Origin of the sequence: Paraburkholderia sp. BL18I3N2, assembly GCF_003001875.1 — a bacterium.
Classification (GTDB): domain Bacteria; phylum Pseudomonadota; class Gammaproteobacteria; order Burkholderiales; family Burkholderiaceae; genus Paraburkholderia; species Paraburkholderia phytofirmans.
Genome location: NZ_PVNC01000034.1, coordinates 19929 through 40324, shown reverse-complemented (window position 1 = coordinate 40324; position 20396 = coordinate 19929). Strand labels below are relative to the sequence as shown.

Below are 20396 nucleotides of genomic sequence, written 5' to 3'. Positions count from 1 at the left end.
GAATTCACCGAACTCGCCCAAAATCCATCCTACTCATTTTGAGGCGTGCTCTTTCTCCCGCTTTTACGCCCCGCTCTCGATAAGTTGACAGTGCCCACTCGACCGCTAAATAGCCTTAGAGGCCGCTTTTTCAAATCTCGTTGGTTAGTTCGGCAACCACAGTGAACAGGTCACCAACGAGGCCATAGTCGGCCACGCTGAAGATGGGCGCCTCCTCGTCCTTGTTGATGGCAACAATGACCTTCGAATCCTTCATGCCGGCGAGATGCTGGATTGCGCCTGAAATACCGACCGCGACATACAACTGCGGCGCCACTATCTTGCCCGTCTGGCCCACCTGGTAGTCGTTCGGCACGTAGCCCGCGTCAACCGCCGCGCGCGACGCACCGAGCGCGGCGCAGAGTTTGTCTGCGAGCGGCTCAAGGACCTTCTTGTAGTTCTCAGCGCTACCCAGCCCCCGACCGCCCGAGACGATGATTTTGGCACTGGTAAGGTCGGGCCGCTCGAGCTTTGCCACCTCGCGGCTGACGAACTGCGCAAGCCCTGCGTCAGCGGCGGCTTCAATCTTCTCGACCTGTGCGCTACCACCCTCCGCGGCAACGGGGTGGAACGCGGTCGTGCGCACCGTGATGACCTTCACTGGGTCAACCGATTGCACGGTGGCAATCGCATTCCCAGCGTAAACTGGCCGCTCGAACGTATCAGCATTCACCACCGCCGTGATATCGCTGATTTGCGCAACATCGAGCGTTGCAGCAATACGCGGCGCCACATTCTTCCCGGCAGCAGTCGCCGCCGCCAGGATGTGAGAATAGTCCTTGGCAACGGAGCGCACCGTGGCCTCGACATTCTCAGCGAGTCCGGCTTCGAGTTGCGGTGCATCGGCGAGCAACACCTTCGAAACGCCCCCGAGCTTTGCAGCTTCGTCGGCCGCTGCCTGAGCGTTGTACCCCGCCACCAGCAGGTGAATATCGCCGCCAATCTTCTGTGCGGCAGCTACAGCGTTAAGTGTCGCGGCCTTAATTGACGCGTTGTCGTGTTCAGCAATCACCAGATTCGTCATAATCGTTTCGCTCCTCACAGCACCTTAGCTTCGGTCTTCAGCTTCTCGACCAGGGTCTTCACGTCGGCAACCCTCACGCCCGCGCCACGGTGCGCCGGCTCAGCGACCTTGAGCGTCTTCAGACGCGGTGTAACGTCTACGCCGAGGTCTTCGGGCCTCACAGTCTCCAGCGGCTTCTTTTTCGCTTTCATGATGTTTGGCAACGTCACGTAGCGCGGCTCGTTCAACCGCAGGTCGGTCGTCACGACCGCGGGCAACCGCAGCGAGAGCGTCTCTGCGCCACCATCGACTTCACGGACTACCTCCGCCTTGCCATCGGCGACAGTGATTTCAGACGCGAACGTAGCCTGCGGCAGGTTAGCCAGCGCCGCAAGTATCTGACCGGTCTGATTCGAGTCGTCGTCGATTGCCTGCTTTCCGAGAATCACCAGCTCCGGCTTCTCCTTGTCCATCAGCGCCTTAAGTACCTTCGCGACAGCCAGTGGTTGCAAGTCTTCATTCGACTCCACGAGAATCGCCCGGTCGGCGCCGATTGCAAGCGCCGTCCGCAACGTCTCCTGGACTTGGGTAACGCCTGCGGACACGGCGATGACCTCTGTCACAATCCCCGCCTCCTTCAGCCGCACGGCCTCTTCTATAGCTATTTCGTCGAATGGGTTCATTGACATCTTCACATTGGCGATGTCGACGCCGGTGCCATCCGACTTCACGCGGACCTTCACGTTGTAGTCGACCACGCGCTTTATGGCCACGAGAACCTTCACGTTTGCTCTCCTGTTTGGAACAGGGCTACGACAGCCCTTCGCCTCAATATTTATGGAACCCGCTGCCGGACTTGCGGCCGAGGGCGCCCGCCGCAACCATCTCGCGCAGCAACAGGGCCGGCCGATACTTCTGGTCGCCGAACTCATCATGAAGGACGGCCATAATTGCGAGCACGGTGTCGAGTCCAACTAAGTCCGCGAGGGCCAGCGGACCAATGGGATGGTTCGCCCCCAGCTTCATTCCCTCGTCGATATCGGCGGCGCTTGCAACACCCTCCTGCAGCACAAGAATCGCCTCGTTAATCATTGGAATCAGAATCCGGTTGACCACGAAGCCGGGAGAATTCCTCATCCCGATTGAATGTTTTCCCAGCAACTCAGCCAACTGGACAGCTGTCGCGAAAGTCGCGTCGTCGGTGCGCACACCCCGAATGACCTCCACAAGTCTCATCGCGGGAACCGGATTAAAGAAGTGCATTCCGATGAGGCGATTGCCACTCTCCAAGCTTCGTTATCGAGACCGAGGAGGTATTCGTCGCAAGCACTGCGTCCGGACGAATCACTGCGTCCAACGAGATGAGAATCTGCTGTTTAGTGAGGACGTCCTCAGTCACCGCCTCAATGATGAAATCTGACTCCGCGAAGGCGCTGACCGTCGTGCTGAACGAAAGTCGCCGCATCGCTGCAGCAGCTTTGCACTCGTGTCTTTCATCTCTTTTTTCGCTACGCCCGCGGAGCTCGTTCGAAACCGGGTGCCTCACCGACTGCCTGCGAACCAAGAAGCACCTGCGCGCCAACTTCATCGACACGTCGAGCGTTGTCCCTCAGAGGACTTTTGACTCTCTTAGCGTGTCAACTTCTTCGCCAGACAGACGCAACCAGCCCAACAACACTTCGTCTGTGTGCTGCCCGAGCCTGGGCGGCGCACTGCGATATTGAACCGGGGATTCGGACATACGGATGGGGTTCGCGACCATGGCGACGTTTCCCCCAGAAACGTGCGGCATCTCGACACGAACACCGCGCGCAAGCACGTGCTGGTCCTCGAACACCTCAGCGACATTGTTGATGGGCCCACAAGGCACTCCGACCGCTTCCATCGCCTTCACCCACTCACGGGTGTTCCGCGTCTTCGTTGCAGCCTCGAGCAGCGCCACGAGCTCTGCTCGATGCTTTACGCGCAGCGGGTTCGTCAGAAAGCGTTCGTCGATTGGAAGTCCGGCCAGACCCAAGGCCTCGCAACAGTGGCGGAACTGCCCATCATTGCCGACCGCGATAATCATGTACCCGTCCGCGGTCGAAAATTCCTGGTAGGGAACGATGTTCGGGTGAGCATTACCGAGACGGCTTGGCACCATCCCCCCAATCAGATAGTTGGACGCCTGGTTCGCCAGACTCGCAATCTGGACGTCGAGCAGGGAAAGGTCGACGTGCTGGCCCTCGCCACTACGGTCACGTCGCGCCAACGCGGCGAGGATGCCGACCGTTGCATACAGCCCCGTCATGACGTCCGTGAGCGCAACACCGACCTTCACCGGGCCCGCACCTTCGGTGCCATCCGCACGTCCGGTCAGACTCATCAGTCCGCCCATCCCTTGAATGAGGAAGTCGTAACCGGCGCGGCTTGCGTAGGGGCCATCCTGACCAAAGCCCGTGATGGAGCAATAAATCAGGCGAGGGTTGACTGCCTTCAGCGACGCGTAATCGAGACCGTACTGCTTAAGACCGCCAACTTTAAAGTTCTCGATAAACACGTCTGCCTCAGCGGCCATACGCTTTATCAGTGCCTGCCCGTCGGGATGGCTGATATCGATGGTCACCGACCGCTTGTTGCGGTTCGCACACAGGTAATAGGCGGACTCGCCCGTCGCGTCGCCTTCGCCGTCGGCTAGCCATGGCGGCCCCCATGCCCGGGTATCATCACCCGTGCGTGGCCGCTCAACCTTGACCACGTCTGCCCCTAGGTCGGCCAGCAACTGACTTGCCCACGGACCTGCCAGTACGCGCGAGAGGTCCAGGACGCGAACGCCTTCGAGCGCGCCCACTGATAGTGTCTTGTCCATGGCCGGTTAGAACGCCGCGATGCCCGTGATGGCACGGCCGAGAATCAGCGCGTGAATGTCGTGCGTGCCCTCGTACGTGTTGACGACTTCGAGATTCACCAAGTGACGCGCAACACCGAACTCGTCACTGATGCCATTGCCGCCCAGCATGTCGCGTGCGACACGCGCGATATCGAGTGCCTTGCCACACGAATTGCGCTTCATGAGCGAGGTGATTTCCGCTGCAGCGGTGCCCTCGTCCTTCATGCGGCCCAGTCGGAGACAACCGCCGAGCCCGAGGGTGATTTCGGTCTGCATGTCGGCAAGCTTCTTTTGCACGAGCTGGTTCGCGGCCAGAGGGCGCCCGAATTGTTTGCGGTCGACGACGTACTGACGTGCACGATGCCAGCAATCCTCGGCCGCACCGAGTGCGCCCCATGCGATGCCGTAACGAGCACTGTTGAGGCACGTGAACGGACCCTTAAGCCCGCGCACATTTTCGAAAGCGTTCTCTTCCGGGCAGAAAACTTCGTCCATCACGATTTCGCCCGTAATAGAGGCACGCAGGCCCACCTTCCCGTGGATTACCGGTGCGGAGAGTCCCTTCCAGCCCTTTTCGAGGACGAACCCGCGAATCGCACCTTCATCGTCCTTCGCCCAGACGACGAACACCTGCGCGATGGGGCTGTTCGTAATCCACATCTTGCTGCCACTCAGCGAGTACCCGCCGTCGACTTGCTTCGCACGCGTCGCCATGCTGCCCGGGTCCGAGCCATGGTTGGGCTCCGTCAAACCGAAGCAGCCAATCCATTCACCGCTGGCAAGCTTGGGGAGATACTTCTGGCGCATCGCATCCGAACCAAATTCGTTGATGGGCACCATCACGAGCGACGACTGAACACTCATCATCGAACGATACCCGGAGTCAACGCGCTCGACTTCGCGGGCCACGAGTCCATAGCTCACGTAGTTGAGACCAGCGCCACCATACTCTTCGGGAATCGTAGCGCCCAGCAGGCCGAGCTCGCCCATTTCGCGAAAGATGGCCGGGTCTGTCGATTCTTTTCGGAATGCTTCCAGAACCCGAGGTCCAAGGCGCTCTTGGCAGTACGCGTGTGCAGAGTCCTGCACGAGACGCTCTTCCTCAGTCAGTTGTTGTGAGAGCAGGAGGGGGTCGTCCCATTGAAAGGAAGGCGACTTGTGCTGAACATTCATGATTGGCACTATGCAGTGGATGAATGTGTTCAAATCTACCGACGCGATGACTGCGTCACAACCGATTTTTTTGCACTAGCCTGTTCGTAAAACGCACACATCGCCAGACGACACCTATCGCGCAGACATGCGGAATCAGCAATGCGTGGAATGTTCGCTTATACATGTACGTGCAGGGAAACAGTCGCTGCAGAAGATTTGGCGTCGCCGGCATTAAAGTCACTATCCGTTCAACGGCTCAACCCGGCGCAACGAATCGCCCTGCGAGGTTTCGAGCCCATTCTGATTCCCAAACACGAGCGCCGTTTCACGGGCTTCGATGAACGCAACAGGTTCTGTCGAATGAAAGATCCTATGTAGGACGGGGCTACGGAGCCCGCACGACGCTGATCGTAAAATCGGCCGTGTGCCCGTTACTCAAGGAGAGGATCATGCGCACAGATCAGGCAAACGTGACGCATTCGGAAGCGCTCGTGCTGGCGGTATCGCTGGAACTGGCTGCGGCGAAGTGGAAGGTTGCGTTACATGACGGTCGCCGCGACAGCCCGGCCGTACACACGGTAGCGGAGCCACAAGCCGCATCCCGTCTGCATGCGGTGCTAACGTTGATCGGGCAGCAAAGAGCGAAATGGGCACTGCCAGCGGATGCACGAGTCGTCGTCAGCTATGAGGCGGGCCAGGATTCGTTCTGGATCTATCGTGCGCTGCAGGCTCGCGGGATCGAATGTCACGTCGTCGATCCTGCGAGCATCCCGGTTGAACGCCACAAGCGGCGCGCGAAGACTGACCGGCTCGATGCAATCAAACTTGTCATCAGTCTGCGTGCCTGGCTGCGCGGCGAACGCGACCGCATGCGGGTGATCCGGGTGCCATCGGCGCAGGATGAAGCATCCCGCCATCTGATGCGCGATCGCGGGCAACTGCAGAAGGAAGTCCTCCAGCACCGTGACCGCATGCGCAAGTTACTGATCACACTCGGTTGCTGGGATGAGGTCGATAGCAGGAAGTTCGCCGGCCGACTCGCCCGCGGGGAGCCACGGTGTCACGATGGTGCGCCGCTCCCGGCAGAGCTCCATGAACGGCTGGTTCGCGAGTGCGAGCGACTGACACTCGTCGAGCAGCAACTGGCCACCCTGGAGAAGACGCGAGAAACCAGTCTGCCCGAGCCTGCGCGTGAGCGGATCGATCGCCTCACACGCCTGAACGGCATCGGGCCAGTTGGCGGATCAAGACTGGCGCTAGAACTGTTCTGGCGGCAATTCAGCAACCGCCGTCAGGTCGGTGCTTGCGTTGGCCTCGCGCCGCAACCCTTCGACAGCGGCGAGAGCCGTGTGGATCAGGGCATCAGCAAACAGGGCAACCGGCGAGTGCGTGCGCTGCTGATCGAGATGGCATGGTCGTGGCTGCGCTACCAGCCAGACAGCGCGCTCACACTCTGGTTCCATCGGCGCACGCAGGGTACGCCGTCGAGCCGCCGAATCCGGCGGGTTGCAATCGTGGCGGTCGCCCGCCGTCTTGCGATTGCGTTGTGGCGTTATCTGACGGACGGCGTATTACCTGAAGGCGCGCAGTTGAAGTCTGCATAATCCCTGACGGCTTGCCGGAAAGGAGGAAACGGTTCGTCAGCACAAACGGTCTGAAGTGTACGCGTCCGTGGGAAGTCCTGGTTGCCTGTAGTGCAACCGATTGAAAGATGGGACGCGTGCCCCGGAGATATCCGGGCGAAGCGCGCATGCAGGATGGGGCTGGTCACACCGTTGGCCAGCGGATAGAAGGTGAGTGCAGACCTCGAGTCTCACGAGCGCGATTGAACGGCCTCAGACTACTCATGGGAAAAAATGTGACGGACCTTAAATGCAAGCAATGCTTTCTCGTCAAATAAACTGCAATCCGAAACATCGGCGACCATCTGTTTGTCAAACGGCAAGCGGCTTGACAAACAGATCCTCATAGAAGGGACTTCCCCGTCCCGAGGCTGCGGCGGAAGCCGCAATTCGGCAGAACCAGCTCACGCCTGTGTTCGTGACGCACTCTCCTCGTCAAGGTGCCATGTACCGCCCGGCTTGCGTCGCCCCGCTTTCACTCGATGAGCAAAGCCCTTACCAAACTTGTCACACCAGCATCGGATCGTCTCGTATGTCACGATCACGCCGCGCTCGAAAAGCAGTTCCTCAATGTCGCGCAGGCTCAAATGAAAGCGGAAATACCATCGAACAGCGTAACTAATGACACTAGCCGGGAAACTGTGACCGTGATAGAGCGATTTCGATTTCTTCATCGCATCATCTTATCCGACGAGTCACACAACCTGACAATGCCCTATTCATTTCTATGTGGGCTTGCGCAGACTCCAGGCATGCAGCGACGGCGGATCGAACTCACACCACCTCGATAGCTATCGCTGTAGCTTCACCCCCTCCGAGGCAAAGCGACGCAACCCCCCGTGTCTTGCCGTATTTTTTTAGCGCGTAGAGGAGAGTAACGATTATCCGTGCTCCCGAGGCGCCAATTGGATGGCCCAGGGCACAAGCACCGCCGTGGATGTTTACTTTTTGGTGAGGTAGGCCCAGATCGCGCATGGCTACCATCGCCACCACCGCAAAGGCCTCGTTGATCTCCCATAGGTCAACCTCCGCGGCACTCCAGCAGGCCTTCTCGAGCAAACCCTTGATCGCGCCCACGGGTGCGGTGGTAAAGAGCGACGGTAGCTGGGCGAAAGTGTTATGGGCAACGATTGTCGCGACAGGCTTTAGATCGCGCATTTGCACCTCTGAACGACGCATCATCACGAGCGCAGCGGCTCCGTCGGAAATCGAAGAAGAGTTCGCTGCGGTAACTGTTCCGCCTTCTCTGAAGGCGGGCTTGAGTGTTGAAATCTTTTCGGGCTGCGCCATCTGGGGCTGTTGGTCCTGTGCAATCAAAACTTCACCCTTTCTTCCCTTGACGGAGACGGCGGCGATCTCGTCTGCGAACGTGCCGTCGGCAGTGGCGGCGAGTGCTCGATTAAGAGAAGTCAGAGCGAAAGCATCCTGCGCCTCTCGAGTAATGCCATAGGTCTGTGCGGTATCCTCCGCGAACGTCCCCATCAGGCGCCCAGGATCATATGCATCCTCCAACCCGTCGACAAACATATGATCGGTCAGCTTCCCATGGCCCATCCGGTAACCTGCGCGCGCTTTGTCCAACAGGTATGGAGCGTTAGACATGCTCTCCATTCCGCCGGCCACCATGATTCGGTTGCTTCCCGCCAACAGTAGATCGTGCGCTAACATTGCGGCTTTCATGCCTGACCCGCACATTTTGTTGACTGTTGTGCAACCGGTCGAATCAGGGATTCCTGCCGCGCGCGATGCCTGACGCGCAGGTGCCTGACCCAGGCCAGCAGATAAGACACAGCCCATTAATACTTCCTCGACATGTTCGGGCGCAAGTCCCGACCGTAGTATCGCCGAACGTATAGCGACGGCCCCAAGTTCCGCAGCGGTGAGCGACGCAAGATCCCCTTGCAGTGCGCCCATCGGGGTGCGGGCGGCCCCGACAATAACGATTGGGTCGTGTTGTGTCATAGATCCTCCATACCTCTTAAGGTGTTCCGGGATTGACGTTGAGCTGGGCACATAGGGCCATCTGGAACGGCATCCCGCGTTAACTTTCAATTTTCCTTCCTCGGTCTTGAAGGCGTACTGCCAGTAACACGGACGTCGGTCTCAAATCGGGCCGTTGCCTGGAAGGCACCTTGACCGCCACTACCGATGGCCGGGGCATATCTTTCTGATACGTCAGATATAGTGCCAGCTCGCTCCGCCCCCGCAACTAAGTTATAGACGTGCGTGGCACCCGACAAACGTTGATTGATTAACGAGACGGCGACCATCCCTATCAGACTTGCCAACGCAATGGCCATGAAGTTCTGCTCGAGCGGCAACTTCATCGCGACGAGGGAACCGATCACTACTGGCGCACAGACTGCCCCCAAACGTCCCAGACCCGATGCAAATCCGACCCCAGTCGAGCGGATCGCCATCGGGTAGAACTCACCAGCATATGCATATGCCAGGAGTTGCGTACCGAGCGTCGAAGCCCCAACGATGAACACGACGAGGTATAACAGCTCTGTTGACTTTGTATAGCCCATCAACGTCAAGGAAAGCGCTCCAGTCGCGTAGAACCCGATAAGCACGTATTTGATATTGAGTCTGTCGCCAAGCCAGCCGCCAAGCACCGCACCGATCATCGCGCCTACGTTGAAGATCAGTACAAAAGTCAACGCCGAGCCGAGACTGTGACCCGCCATAGCCATCAACTTCGTCAACCACGAACTTAGTGAGTACACCATGAACAGACCCGTCACAAAGGCGATCCAGATCATCGCCGTGCTGAGGCCGCGTCCATCGCTGAACAGTCTGGATACCGAGGCGTCTGACGCCGGGTCATCGATCGGTACGGCAAATGTCTCATGCTCTTGAAGATCGTATCCAGGTACCAGTTTCCTGGCGACCTTCTGGACGTCATCGTAGCGGTGCTTTTTCATCAGGAAAGGCATTGACTCCGGCATCGTCTTCAGAAGCAGTGGAATGAATAGCACCGGTGCGCCTGCAACGTAGAACATCGACTGCCAGCCATACGCTGCAATCAGTTGTTTCCCAATCAAAGCCACCAGGACACCGCCTACCGAATAGCCCGCGAAGACAAAGGTCACCAGCCGAGCTCTGATCCTGCGGGGCGAAAACTCTGCCATCTGGGCCGTGACGATAGGTAGAACCCCGCCAATACCTAGTCCGGCGACGAAGCGCGCAATGCTGAAGGTGACTGGTTCGTGTGCCAACCCAGCGGTCGCCGTGAAGACGCTGAATAAGGAAACGCAGACGGCGATCATAAAGGGACGTCCAAGCTTGTCAGCCAGGGTACCAAAGAAAATTGCGCCGAACATCATGCCGAATAGTGCTGAACTGACCATGAAGCCCGCCTTCGTAGCTTCAACGCCCATGTCCTTCATGATTGACGGCAGCGCCGCGCCCACGACGGCGAGGTCGTAGCCATCGAGGATAAGGATGAGCACTCCCCAGAAAAGAACCAGTGCGTGGAACCGGTTGAAGCTTGCTTCGTCGGCCAACTTACGTACGTCTATACGATGCATTTTGTGTCTCCTCAGTCAATAGCAAATGTGCGGCTGAAACTGATTAACTAGATAAGCTGGTTCACGTGATCAGGCAACGCAGTGTAGGTACGGCCCTCACTCACTGACGCCACTCCCGTTCGCTCGACGGGTATCCGCATTGAATTCACAACAATCGAGAACCGGCGATATCGCGAACTGTACGGCGAATGTTGCCTGCACGAGTTCGCGCCCCGCTGCGCGTTCCATCGTCCCCGCCGACGTTCCGGCCTGCCCTTGTCTGGATCGAGGCACGGCCGAGCCCAAGCCTCGGCAGCGCGCATTGAATTCCAGTACGTGCCTTGAGGCGCATTGGTCGTTCGATGCAGGCGCATTCCGCTCCAGCCGGACCTTGCTATCGGTCATTTCGCAGCCATCCTGATCGCCCCGTCTAGTCGGATCACCTCCCCGTTTAGATACGGATTCTCGATTACATGACACACAAGCGACGCAAACTCCTGTGGCTTTCCAAGACGGCTCGGAAAGGGCACCGTCGCCGCCAGCGATGCCCGGACTTCGTCCGGCATTGCGAGAAGCATTGGCGTTTCCATGATCCCCGGGGCAATGGTCACTACGCGGATTGAATGCCTTGCCAGTTCCCGAGCCGCGGGCAACGTCATCGCGACGACGCCGCCTTTTGACGCGGCGTACGCGACTTGCCCAATCTGGCCGTCGTAGGCGGCAACGGACGCAGTGTTTATGATTACGCCATTTTCCTCTTCGCCGCCGGTACCATCACGCTTGACCAGCCTGTCGGCTGGCGACCCTTAATACGTTAAATGTTCCGACGAGATTGACGTCCACGGCTGCGCGAAAGCTTTGCAGCCCATGTATTCCGTTTCGGCCGAAGATGCGTTCCGCCGGCGCGACCCCGGCACAGCTGACGACGCCAGAAAATGTCCCGCTAAGCCCGACAGCCAGGTCGAGGGCTTTGACGATGCTATCTTCGCTCGTCACGTCAGCCTGAATGAACTCGATGTCAGACCCGTAACGTTGTCTGAGAGCGGCGCCGGCGTCCGAATTTCGGTCCGCAACTACAACCACAGCACCTTTACTCACGAGTGCCTCCACGGTGGCGGCACCAAGTCCCGAGGCGCCGCCTGTCACTAGAAACGTCTTACCTTCTATACGCATAGGATTCCTTATTGTCTACGGGCCGCGTCAACGGCGCGGGGCTCGCTTTTCCCGCCGGAGCGGGATTGAGCTATTAGAGAGTGTTCCGTTGGCTGGTTCGCACCGCGCCGTTATTCATTGTGGTAAATCGCGAACTCTCGAGCAGGCGCTCGCTCCGTCCGCAATCTATTTTCGTCAGCCGACGTATCCTCATATCCGAGAGCCATGCCCGACAGTAAAATCTGGCTGTCAGGGATGTTCAGGACGTCGTGGACGACGCCGCCATATTCGCACCAGGCTTGCTGCGGGCATGACGCAATTCCGTAGCACTGTGCGGCGATCATTACGTTCTGCATGAACATTCCGCTGTCAAGCCATGAGCCCGCCAGGAGATATCTATCCATGGTGAAGAACAGGCCGACGGGGGCACCGAAGAACGTGAAATTGCGAAGCATCGCCTCATTGCGGGAAACATGGTCTGAGCGCTCAATCCCGTAAAGACTGTATAGGTCGAAGCCGACCTTGCGTCGTCGCGATAGGTGGACATCCTTCAGTTTTTCCGGCATGTAGGCATACTCGTCACACCGCCTACCTTCGCGAGCGGCCTCCAATACGGCTGCGGACAGCCGATTTCTGGCATTGCCGGTTACCACATGAACGTGCCAAGGCTGAATGTTCGTACCTGAAGGGGCTCTTGCAGCCAGGTTGAGAATGTCGTCGATCACGTCCGCGGTAATAAGCGTATCCAAAAATCGTCTTACCGACCGACGTTGGACAATAGCTTCGATCGCGCTCACGGAGGGCGTTGCATTCATAGGTTGGTCACTCTTTAGTAATGGCAAGACTAATTCGTCCCGGCACGGCCGCGGCAATAGGACCGTCTTTTTTCCGCTGCTCCCGCAGCACAAACCGCTGAATCTTCCCGCTCGGAGTTTTGGGAAGCTCGGCGGAAAAGTGGACCTGGCGAGGGTAAGCGTGAGCCGCATAGCGAGTCTTTACCCACTGCTGAATCTCATGTTCCATTTTGGGCCCCGCCTTTTCATGCCGACGCAGTACGACGTACGCCTCGATAACCTCGCCCCGCACCTTATCCGGTACCGCAATCACTGCGCATTCGGCGACATCCGGGTGCGCGGCGATCACCGATTCGACCTCAAACGGGCCGATCCGGTAGCCAGCCATGATAATTACGTCGTCCTCTCGCGAGGAAAAGAAGAAGTAACCGTCTTCGTCGACGCGGCCCAGGTCGCCGCTCAGATACCATCTTCCGTCGCCAGCAAACCGCTCCGCGCTTTTCGCAGGATCGTCCTCGTAGCCCTTGAACCAGGCCAGCGGGCTTTCCGCCAGTTCGAACGCGACTCGGCCCACCTCGCCGACTCCGATCTCGACGTCATTATCGCGATCGAGCACAACCGCCTTCCATCCGGGCATCGCGACACCCATTGAGCCCGCTTTCACAGGCCGCGCGAGACGTGGGTCATGATGGTTATTGATGAGCATGCCAGCTTCCGTTTGACCGTAATGATCAAACACTTCGACGCCAAGGGCGCCGACTGCCCATTCATTCACATCCGGTGTGAGCGGTTCGCCCGCACTTGAGGCGCAACGGAGTGCAAGGCCGGGAGGCGGCTCAATTTCCGAACACAACAAGGAGCGATACACGGTCGGCGCAGCAGCAAAGTTTGTCACGTTGCGATCGACCAGGACGCGGTACGTCGTCAGGGGCTCAAACCCGGCTTTCAGCAGGACACTGTGAACGCCGGTGCAAAAGGATCCGAGCACGCCAAAGTATAGGCCGTAGCCCCAGCCGGGGTCAGCAGCGCACCAGTAGACATCGTCATCGCGTAAGCCAATACCGAATTCGACATAGCTATGGAATGCCGCAAGCGCTCGAACCGGAACGACCACCGCCTTCGGCCGACCCGTGGTACCGGAGGTGAAGATGTGGATGAAAGGGGCATCGCCGCCCAGTGAGGCAGCCGCGCTTACCGGCTGCTGCGCACCGCCCTTGAGAACTGATTCGAAAGTAACGGCCAGCGGATCGGCGTTCGCCGCTTGCTCACCGCCGATCACTACAACACGCCGCAAAGGGTTTTCAGGCATATCTTCGCCCCTGGCTAGCTTTGGAGCTTGAGCCGAATCGCAGATCACGACCCTCGCGCGACTGCCGGTCAGCCTCACCGCTATCGCGGCCGGCGCAAATGCCGTGAAGAGCGGCACATGCACCGCGCCGAGCCTCCAGATCGCCATCAGCGCGATCAGGTATTCCTGACTTTTGCCGGCCAGAGTAGCGACCCTATCGCCTTTTCCTATTCCAAGCGATGCAAGACCGGCGGCAAATGCCTCGGACTGACGCCTCAGTTCACCATAGGTCAAACGTTTTGCCTCGAGCGTCGCATCAACGACCTCGTACGCCACGCTCTGGGGATTGTGCCTGTCGCACAGGAGCCAGGCCACACTTGCGGAAGGATCGGTGTATTGACTCACCAGTTCCGTCACCCGCAGGCGCGGGTCCGAAAGAGTCGTTTTGATATCCATATCTGTCTCCTGAATTTTTTAAGACCGAGGGCGAGTCAATGATCGTGTTTAAGTAGAATCTCGATTCGCTTAACATTAATGCGGCGCCGCCTCACTGTCAAGCTCGAAAAGCCAGGTATTAGCACCCGGCTCCGGCGCGTCCGGATGATCGTCGCAAACTGCCATGTCATAATGACTTTGAGAGGATGCGCCCGGCAGGCCTTCCGACCCCCATAGGACATCCGCACCGACGGTGAGCTGAAATGGAAGATCTACTTAACGCACCGCGCGTTCGCATCCGTCGCCGCGGCGCAGACAAATATCCGCTGATTCTTAAGGCTGCGCGTACGCTGGTCGCGCAATCGGGATTTCGCGAGGCGCAGATGTCGTCGATCGCAGACGCAGCCGGAATTGCGATTGGAACGCTATATCGCTACTTCCCGTCGAGAACAGAACTCATGGTCGAGGTTGTGAAGACGACCGCCCAGCGGGAAGTGGATGTGGTCGCCGGAATCGCGATGCGTGATGGAACTGCTCGCGATCGGCTTGGTGCTGCAGCATGGACATTTGCAAGCAGAGCATTACGCGGGCATCGCCTGGCCCATGCTCTCGTTGCCGAGCCGGTCGAGCCCGACGTGGAGGCAGCTCGCCTTGTCTATCACCGCGCGCTGTCGCGAGTATTCAAGACGATCATCGAGCAAGGAGTCGCAGGGAACGAATTCCCCGTTCAGGATGCCTCCGCCTCGGCGGATTGCATCGTTGGATGTCTATTTGAGGGGCTGGTGGCGCCACTTACGATTAACCCCGCAGAACCTTCGCCGGAACTAGCCGCCCACGCTTCGGCGATTATCGCTTTTTGTCTGCGAGGGGTTTCGGGCAACTCGCGACCGTTCGCTCCTCCCGCCTACTGAATCCTAAGCTCGGCGGGGAACCGGCTTGCCAGGCAATGGGCCGCAAACTGGAGAGGCTCAAGCGGGAAGTGCAGTTTGCCGGCATTCACCTCGGCCGGTCGCTCGAGGTGATTATTGCGGATTAGTCGGCCATGGCGCCAGATTCTTGCCGCTTAAACAGAATCTGCGTTTGACGAGCCCCGAGTCCTCGGGCTTACTTTGTTGCCCCCCAAAAACAAGGGTCTCCGGTCCCAACGGCTTTTCCTGAAAGCTCAGCCGTTGGCAGACGCCACATCAGATCTGATTTCGAAGATGTGATTGATAGCAAGTCGGGCGAGACGCTTATCTCTGACTCAAAACAAGAGTGAGGCAGTTTGCTTTCGAGCTACTGCCCCACCGCAAGTCTATGGTTACTGCATCCCAGCTAACGTGCCTGCGGTCCCCAGGCGAAGCATCGAGTTGTCCCCGTCCGCACAACTCCAGTTTGCAGCGTCTGCCGGTGATCCAGACCCTGAGTAATGTGCTTGTGCAGGGAAAGGACAAAGCGGCATGGTGCGCGACACAGGTTTTGTTGAGTCGTCGTCGGTATACTTCGTCGCGATAATGCTGTCGGGTGCCTGGCCGGTTCCTACCCAATTGTCCAGCGAAGCAAGTGCATCGTGCTGTGGGTCAAATGGAATTGTTGGAGAGAACTGTTGATACTGGCTTACGAAAGCGTTGGGACCAACTCCGCCCTGACAATGATCCATGCCCGGAGCCAGGAAGAGTCGCACGTTTTTCTCCAGCGCCGCATATCCCCCTTCCGCAGACGCAAGATTCTCATAGTACGTGACCGTGTTGTTCGCATTCAGATAGGGATCGGTGAGGCCGTGATACATGAACAGTTTTCCACCTTTTTGAATGAACGGTGCAAGAGCCGCCGGATCATCCCACGTGCCATTGAGGAACGCGTTCTGGATCGCGTCCGTAGTCTGCGAGGGGAACGTGACATGGAATGTCGAAGGGTCCGCAGGATCCGAAAGCCCAAACGCCTGTCCGAGCGTCGTTCTTCCATCATATTTCGGGTCACCGCTGAAAACGATGTTCTTTAGCGTGTAGTTCGAGAACGCCCAGTCGTTGAACATCGTGAGGTAGGGTTGAGGACCGAACGGGTCGGGACCCTGAGCCGGCTGTGACGGGAAGGCGGCCGTGTCGGCTGCGTCCGCTAATGTACCCGGCGACCAACCCGCAGCAAGAACGGAGCCGGTCTGGTCGCGGGCAGCCGAGACGATCGCGGCCACACTATCGATCTGATCCGAACTCAAGCACGAATCGCTTCCGGCGGCGCCTGCTGCACACATTGGGATGTCTTTGCGGGGATTGAAGTTGCACGCGTTTGGATTTTGTATCAGCCCATCTGTGACACCGTCAGCTGCATCACAGGCAGTCGTCATAGCGGAGGCAACAAGCTTCATTTGCGCGCCCGATAATTGAGCACTCGTGCTGCGAAGCTGAACAAGTGCGCGCGTCATGAAGTTAGGATGATTCTTGCGAGGGTTATACGGCGCGCCTGCTACGATTCCGTCAAAGTCCTGTGGATACTTCGTTGCTTCAACCATCGCTTCGCGACCACCGTCCGAGCAACCCATAAAATATGAACGCTTCACGGTCTGAACGTTGTATGCAGACGCCGTTGCCTGCTGGCCAAGTATCGCCATTGTATGCACCGCGCGATGCAGATAATCCTGTACAGCATCGGTGTTTTGCACACCTGGAGAACTTACGGCCCAACTACTGTCGGACTCGAGGGATGTTCCTGTTGCAGCAATGGAACCGTCTACATGACCGTCGTCGGTTTGCCAGACCGCAAAACCAGCGCGGAGATGAGCTGGATTGGGAGCTCCCGACTCACCAACGTTTCCGCAGTTGCCACCGCATCCAATCTGGAGGTACTTGCCGTTCCACTTATCCGCAGCAGGAAATCCTGCTGCAAAATTTGCGGTCTTGCCGGTGACGGAATTGGTAACGAAACTCCCGGTAACCAGACAATAGGCGGGCGCACCATCGCCCAAGGCATTCTCAGCTAGCAGGTTGACCCCTCCTTTGGTCGCGCGGAATACTGCGGGCAGGCTCGTCCACAAATTCGGGATGTCCTTGACCGTGACCCCCGTCGGCATTGCTTTCTGCATGGTCTGGGTGGTGCACATTTCCGCTAACGTCGGCTGCTGCGGCGACGCAGTCTGTACACCCCCGTCGCCACACCCTGCCGTCATCAGCGAAACAGCTACGCTGACTATCGCCGAAATTCTGACATTCATTTGTGTCTCCGTGTCATTTTATTACTTTCGATAAAGAGGGGCAGTGCGGTGCGGCATGCGCTACAAACAAGCCAAATACGATATTAAGTGAATCTCAATTTCAGTTAACGATATGTGTCATCGTGAAGGCTGTCAACCAGAATGGCGTCAGTATTAGTACCAGTCGGGAACTGAACAGCTAGCTTGAGCGTGCCGCGCCTTGGCCAATGGATGCTGTGTCGGCCTTGCATCGACCCCTTCCGTTTGCGCGTCCACCCGTAACTGAAATTCAGTTTCAGTTAGCGTCGCGCATGCGGGGCCTTGCCGAAGCGCGAATGTCGAGCGAAGCATCGGATGAATGTGCGGGGCCTCTGTATTTGCGGGTGACACGTGCGCGGACGAGGTGCGGCGCTGCGATAGATGGAGGGACAACCCGGCACAAACGCGAACAGCCGGATGGATGTGCAAGGTGAACTTCGGCTAACGATCCAACAGACGATGCAAACTAGACTGAAAAGAAACGGGCCGATAAATGCCGCAAGGACGTTCTGAGTCGTCGAGTCCTCTACCGGACGTGGCTTAGCGCCCGGTGTTGCCAATTGCGCCGCACTGGTTTGCCTGCCTGCATTGCCTGGCGAGTAGTCATCAAATTCGCCGAAATATGGTAAGCGCCCGACCCAGAGTGGCCTTGTCGCGTTTCAGGAGTGAATCAAAGCCGGCGTCGACGCAGACGGTAGAATATGCGAGCAGGTAAAACGGTACGGCAGAGTTGACCGCGCCCACGACAAACGAAGGCCACGCTTGGGATCTAAATTGGCTACGCGCATCCGCGGATGCGAAGCACCGACCGGAGTTAAAACGAGCGCCGCGATTGCGACGCGCAGGGCGATCAAAACAATCGGCCCGAATTCCGGCGTGGCCACGCGCATGAATAGGAACTGGAACTACGCACCCCAGATCGCGGCCAGCGCGAAAAGCTCGATAAGATTCATAGTGGAAGACGTAGAACCAGTAGATTAACGGGCTCTACCGCATCCGCATGCTTTTCGAGCGTGAGTAAGGCCATTTGTTCCGATCGATGCCTACGGCGTAGCAGCGGGATCCCCCTAAGCCGAGACGACCGGTCGCAGGGAACGATCACGGGGTTTTGCAGAGGTAGCGCTTGCGACTGCGCGCGTTACCGGGTCCAAACCCATGCGACTTTGCGATCGTTCCGTAGGAAACTACTGTCCCGTACGGAAGTGCAGTGAGCTCCTTCCCGATTCGCGGCTGAAAGGATCTGCCGCGCAATTGAAAAGAAACAGCGAGCACGCGTCGCTCGCCAGTAAAAAGCTCGGCAATTTGCTCTTGCGCCTGCAGGATCAGAGGAGCCGCTGTGTATTGGCGCTGTGCGAATGGAGTCGAGGGAAAGCGGTGTTGGTCGGCGAGGAACAGGGCCGTCAAAAGATCGTCCTCGGCACGCGAGACTATGTCGCCCAGCGGACTCGGAATCAGATGACCCGGCGTCATTCGCGTTGTGCTTCGTATTTGCGCCAAACGTGCAGCGTTGCATAAGCGCGCCATGGCTGGCGCCGCGCATGCGCCGAGGCATCGATCTTGACGTTCGGGACGATCTCCAATCGATGACCGGCGGTGAGTTCAACGATCGCGTCGGTATTCCCTGCGATCTGGAAGCTCATCCACGAATCGCATGAATCCCATCAAAATCGTCACGCCTCTCTCAAAAAGCGGTGCATCCGGCTGCAACCGATTCTCGTATCAGGCGAAAATGTTGACTGGATCCGCGTCGTGCCCACCGCGCCACTGCATGGCATTCGCCACATGGCCCTCAGCGCATGTGTCGTCGCTTGTGCTCTCGGTTACCTTGAAAATCGCGCGGCCATGCAGGCTAAGGCCGAAGTAGGCGGCGAGATATTATGGGACTTGCTGGAAGAGTCGCCGAACGTAAGATTGACGGCGATTGGACGCACGAAAGGTCTACGCGGGACACCGAAGCAGAATGTGATAACAGGGTGATCGACAGACGCAGCACGTTTCTCACGAGATTCCAATGCGCTCCCTGGGTCCGGAAACCATGTGCAACGAACTGCTCCTGTTGAAAGCATGGCGCTAGAACTTATGGCGCAGTCCTACGCGCGCCGCAACCTGAGTCGACGTGCTCGATACTGATCCATAGCCGGCTTGAACCTGAGCACCATATCCGTAATCGTGGCCAAGCGCGCCAACAAGATAGACGTCCGTCTGTTTTGAAAGAAAATAGTCCGCGCTCAATGTCAATTGATTCGCGCTTCCCACGTCGTTGTTACGCTTCTGGAACTGATAGCCGGCAGCGAGCGAGAGATCAGGGCGCAGCGCATAGGCCGCGCCTCCTTCGAACGTCGTCGCTCGCTGCTTTGCTCCGCTGGAAAGTTGAACGTCGGTGACGAGCCCGAATATCCGAACTTTGCCGATCATGTACGCGGCGCCCGCAGCGTATTCCACCGAATTTGCCGAGGTCGTAACATTGTGAATCGCCATGTATGCCAGTGTTGCGCTGAACGGCCCATGATCGTAGCTGACAGAGAAATTGGTGCTGCTGTTGGTCCCTAACGAGCCGGCGATATTGCCAAAGCCGTACATCGCACCAAATGAAAATCCACCAAAATTCGGCGACATGTACTTGACCGAATTGTCGACTTCGTCGCCCCACACGCGGTTGTCGAGCGTGTATCCGCCCGCCGCGTTGGTTGGCAGGCTCCACGCAAGCAATCCGGCAGGCGTATTCGATGCCACGGCATAGGCCGGGAAGATCCAGCCGATCAGGTCATACTGGCGTCCCATGGTCAGCGCGCCCCACGGTCCTGACAAGCCGACGTATGACTGAAGACCAAACATGCGACCACCTTGCCCGAGCTTGCCGTTGGCGAGCACGAATCCGTTTTCGAGCACAAAGTCCAGCCTGGTTCCGCCGCCGAGATCCTCGGCTCCCTTCAGTCCCCAGCGGTCTCCTTGCGATGAGCCGGAGATAAACTGCAGCGCGCTGCCGTTGCCTACGGAACCGGTCAGGTTGTTGGTGTAGGTGATGCCTGCATCGATCAAACCGTAGAGCGTCACCGATGATTGCGCATGGGCCATACCACAGAAGACAAGAGCGCAAGCCAAAGCGATTTTCTTACTCATATGTAATCCTTATTATAAAATCAAGACCGGGGCTTTTGCTACGACAACCTAATGCGTCAGGCGTCCGGATTCTTCGGTCATGTCCCTGCGGAATAACCTAGCCTGACAAGGGCGATTCGAATCAATTCCGGATTTCGGGACTAACCCGCCCCTCCCCCATCAAGCGGATATTGTTCGCCGGCTGTTACATGTCGCGATGACC

At 58.0% G+C, this 20396-nt stretch carries 15 protein-coding genes and 2 pseudogenes; 2 read left to right on the top strand and 15 right to left on the bottom strand.

From position 1 onward, the window contains the following. Positions 1-130: 130 nt before the first annotated feature. The 5 genes and pseudogenes from B0G75_RS38145 to B0G75_RS38125 form a co-directional block, all read right to left on the bottom strand. The gene (locus B0G75_RS38145; protein WP_106286202.1) at positions 131-1063 is read right to left on the bottom strand and encodes an electron transfer flavoprotein subunit alpha/FixB family protein; all 933 of its coding nucleotides are present in this window, start codon (positions 1061-1063) and stop codon (positions 131-133) included. Between the two features lie 14 nt (positions 1064-1077). Beyond that, positions 1078-1827 carry an electron transfer flavoprotein subunit beta/FixA family protein gene (locus tag B0G75_RS38140; protein WP_106286201.1) on the bottom strand — a complete coding sequence of 250 codons (750 nt, stop codon included), beginning with the start codon at positions 1825-1827 and terminating at the stop codon, positions 1078-1080. A 43-nt stretch (positions 1828-1870) separates the two neighbouring features. After that, positions 1871-2546, bottom strand: a pseudogene (locus B0G75_RS38135) (3-hydroxyacyl-CoA dehydrogenase NAD-binding domain-containing protein); the annotation flags it as partial. 105 nt (positions 2547-2651) lie between these two features. Further along, positions 2652-3890: a CaiB/BaiF CoA-transferase family protein gene (locus B0G75_RS38130; protein WP_106286200.1), complete on the bottom strand. Its 1239-nt coding sequence runs from the start codon at positions 3888-3890 to the stop codon at positions 2652-2654. Between the two features lie 6 nt (positions 3891-3896). Further along, on the bottom strand, positions 3897-5084 hold the full coding sequence (locus B0G75_RS38125) for an acyl-CoA dehydrogenase (RefSeq protein ID WP_106286199.1): 1188 nt from the start codon (positions 5082-5084) through the stop codon (positions 3897-3899). Between the two features lie 431 nt (positions 5085-5515). Here B0G75_RS38125 and B0G75_RS38120 point away from each other — a divergent pair, with 431 nt between their 5' ends. Then, positions 5516-6670 carry an IS110 family transposase gene (locus B0G75_RS38120; RefSeq protein ID WP_106286198.1) on the top strand — a complete coding sequence of 385 codons (1155 nt, stop codon included), beginning with the start codon at positions 5516-5518 and terminating at the stop codon, positions 6668-6670. A gap of 449 nt (positions 6671-7119) precedes the next feature. On the opposite strand, the pseudogene B0G75_RS38115 reads toward B0G75_RS38120, so the two are convergent. The 7 genes and pseudogenes from B0G75_RS38115 to B0G75_RS38090 all read right to left on the bottom strand — a co-directional run. Further along, positions 7120-7362: pseudogene (locus B0G75_RS38115) on the bottom strand (IS6 family transposase); the annotation flags it as partial. Positions 7363-7462: 100 nt separating this feature from the next. Beyond that, positions 7463-8650, bottom strand: a complete 1188-nt coding sequence (locus B0G75_RS38110) for an acetyl-CoA C-acyltransferase (protein ID WP_106286197.1) — start codon at positions 8648-8650, stop codon at positions 7463-7465. An 86-nt stretch (positions 8651-8736) separates the two neighbouring features. Next, the gene (locus B0G75_RS38105) at positions 8737-10221 is read right to left on the bottom strand and encodes an MFS transporter (RefSeq protein WP_106286196.1); all 1485 of its coding nucleotides are present in this window, start codon (positions 10219-10221) and stop codon (positions 8737-8739) included. A gap of 380 nt (positions 10222-10601) precedes the next feature. After that, a complete protein-coding gene (locus B0G75_RS41915; protein ID WP_308705956.1) occupies positions 10602-10904 on the bottom strand; it encodes an SDR family oxidoreductase in 303 nt (100 codons plus the stop codon). Positions 10905-10974: 70 nt separating this feature from the next. Beyond that, the gene (locus tag B0G75_RS41910) at positions 10975-11298 is read right to left on the bottom strand and encodes an SDR family oxidoreductase (protein ID WP_308705955.1); all 324 of its coding nucleotides are present in this window, start codon (positions 11296-11298) and stop codon (positions 10975-10977) included. 185 nt (positions 11299-11483) lie between these two features. Beyond that, a complete protein-coding gene (locus B0G75_RS38095; RefSeq protein WP_258194163.1) occupies positions 11484-12149 on the bottom strand; it encodes a nitroreductase in 666 nt (221 codons plus the stop codon). 25 nt (positions 12150-12174) lie between these two features. Further along, positions 12175-13890, bottom strand: coding sequence for an AMP-binding protein (locus B0G75_RS38090; RefSeq protein WP_106286193.1), 1716 nt, complete (start codon positions 13888-13890; stop codon positions 12175-12177). Positions 13891-14132: 242 nt separating this feature from the next. Between B0G75_RS38090 and B0G75_RS38085 the strand changes: the two genes are divergently transcribed. Beyond that, positions 14133-14780: a TetR/AcrR family transcriptional regulator gene (locus B0G75_RS38085; RefSeq protein WP_106286192.1), complete on the top strand. Its 648-nt coding sequence runs from the start codon at positions 14133-14135 to the stop codon at positions 14778-14780. Positions 14781-15169: 389 nt separating this feature from the next. Here the strand turns inward: B0G75_RS38085 and B0G75_RS38080 are convergent, their stop codons facing one another. The 3 genes from B0G75_RS38080 to B0G75_RS38055 all read right to left on the bottom strand — a co-directional run bounded on the left by B0G75_RS38080 (position 15170) and on the right by B0G75_RS38055 (position 20194). Continuing rightward, positions 15170-17056, bottom strand: a complete 1887-nt coding sequence (locus tag B0G75_RS38080; RefSeq protein ID WP_106286191.1) for a tannase/feruloyl esterase family alpha/beta hydrolase — start codon at positions 17054-17056, stop codon at positions 15170-15172. Between the two features lie 1484 nt (positions 17057-18540). Next, positions 18541-18714 carry a hypothetical protein gene (locus tag B0G75_RS40960; RefSeq protein ID WP_181196756.1) on the bottom strand — a complete coding sequence of 58 codons (174 nt, stop codon included), beginning with the start codon at positions 18712-18714 and terminating at the stop codon, positions 18541-18543. A 430-nt stretch (positions 18715-19144) separates the two neighbouring features. Next, positions 19145-20194, bottom strand: coding sequence for a porin (locus B0G75_RS38055; RefSeq protein ID WP_106286188.1), 1050 nt, complete (start codon positions 20192-20194; stop codon positions 19145-19147). Positions 20195-20396 lie beyond the last annotated feature (202 nt).

Coding starts and splice junctions, on each gene's coding strand:
- B0G75_RS38145 (WP_106286202.1), bottom strand. CDS start 1,063: ATGACGAATCTGGTGATTGCTGAACACGACAACGCGTCAATTAAGGCC.
- B0G75_RS38130 (WP_106286200.1), bottom strand. CDS start 3,890: ATGGACAAGACACTATCAGTGGGCGCGCTCGAAGGCGTTCGCGTCCTG.
- B0G75_RS38125 (WP_106286199.1), bottom strand. CDS start 5,084: ATGAATGTTCAGCACAAGTCGCCTTCCTTTCAATGGGACGACCCCCTC.
- B0G75_RS38120 (WP_106286198.1), top strand. CDS start 5,516: ATGCGCACAGATCAGGCAAACGTGACGCATTCGGAAGCGCTCGTGCTG.
- B0G75_RS38110 (WP_106286197.1), bottom strand. CDS start 8,650: ATGACACAACACGACCCAATCGTTATTGTCGGGGCCGCCCGCACCCCG.
- B0G75_RS38105 (WP_106286196.1), bottom strand. CDS start 10,221: ATGCATCGTATAGACGTACGTAAGTTGGCCGACGAAGCAAGCTTCAAC.
- B0G75_RS38090 (WP_106286193.1), bottom strand. CDS start 13,890: ATGGATATCAAAACGACTCTTTCGGACCCGCGCCTGCGGGTGACGGAA.
- B0G75_RS38085 (WP_106286192.1), top strand. CDS start 14,133: ATGGAAGATCTACTTAACGCACCGCGCGTTCGCATCCGTCGCCGCGGC.
- B0G75_RS38080 (WP_106286191.1), bottom strand. CDS start 17,056: ATGAATGTCAGAATTTCGGCGATAGTCAGCGTAGCTGTTTCGCTGATG.
- B0G75_RS40960 (WP_181196756.1), bottom strand. CDS start 18,714: ATGAGCTTCCAGATCGCAGGGAATACCGACGCGATCGTTGAACTCACC.
- B0G75_RS38055 (WP_106286188.1), bottom strand. CDS start 20,194: ATGAGTAAGAAAATCGCTTTGGCTTGCGCTCTTGTCTTCTGTGGTATG.